Raw genomic sequence first — 260 nt, 5'->3', positions numbered from 1 at the left:
ATCGCTGCTCTTACTGCCTTGGGCAACAGATAGCGCTTAACTGTAATGTGGTTGCGGGAGCCGGATTTGAACCGACGACCTTCGGGTTATGAGCCCGACGAGCTACCAAACTGCTCCATCCCGCGTCCGAATGCATTATTTAAGTCAATGACTCTGTTCTCTAAAAAGAGAGAATTTGGAGCGATACATCGGGTTCGAACCGATGACCTCAACCTTGGCAAGGTTGCGCTCTACCAACTGAGCTAGTATCGCATTAGTTA

At 49.2% G+C, this 260-nt stretch carries 2 tRNA genes; both read right to left on the bottom strand.

Going from position 1 to position 260, the window contains the following annotated elements:
• Positions 1-48: 48 nt before the first annotated feature.
• Positions 49-125: transfer RNA gene (locus AB4154_RS22365), tRNA-Met, on the bottom strand.
• 51 nt (positions 126-176) lie between these two features.
• A tRNA-Gly gene (locus AB4154_RS22360) sits at positions 177-252 on the bottom strand.
• Positions 253-260 lie beyond the last annotated feature (8 nt).

The sequence above is a fragment of the Vibrio sp. 10N.286.51.B11 genome (genome assembly GCF_041469245.1).
Taxonomy (GTDB): Bacteria; Pseudomonadota; Gammaproteobacteria; order Enterobacterales; family Vibrionaceae; genus Vibrio; species Vibrio crassostreae_C.
The sequence above is the reverse complement of the archived record's forward strand: the minus strand, read 5'-3'. Positions and strand labels throughout refer to the sequence as shown.